General features: G+C 67.0%; 1 protein-coding gene. It reads right to left on the bottom strand.

Features of this window, described 5'->3' with window-relative positions:
* The coding region (locus tag V5O49_RS00270) for a superoxide dismutase (RefSeq protein ID WP_332900465.1) at nucleotides 1-291 on the bottom strand (291 nt) is incomplete at both ends.

Genomic DNA, 291 nt, shown 5'->3' with positions numbered 1-291 from the left:
TCCAGAACGCCTTGACGTACTCGGCCTTGACGTTGAGGTAGTCCAGGTAGAAGGCGTGCTCCCACATGTCGAGCATGAGCAGCGGGGTGATGCCGACCGGGACGTTGGCCTGCTGGTCGAAGAGCTGGAAGATCAGCATCTTCTGCCCGATGGAGTCCCAGCCGAGCACGGCCCAGCCGGAGCCCTGGATGCCGGTGGCGGTGGCGGCGAAGTGCGCCTGGAACGCGGCGAAGGAGCCGAACTGGTCCTTGATGGCCTCGGCCAGCTCGCCGGTGGGCTCGCCGCCGCCCT

It is taken from the genome of Isoptericola haloaureus (assembly GCF_036689775.1).
In the GTDB taxonomy this organism is placed as follows: domain Bacteria; phylum Actinomycetota; class Actinomycetes; order Actinomycetales; family Cellulomonadaceae; genus Isoptericola; species Isoptericola haloaureus.
Note: the sequence above shows the minus strand (reverse complement) of the source record. Positions and strands in the feature narration are given on the sequence as shown.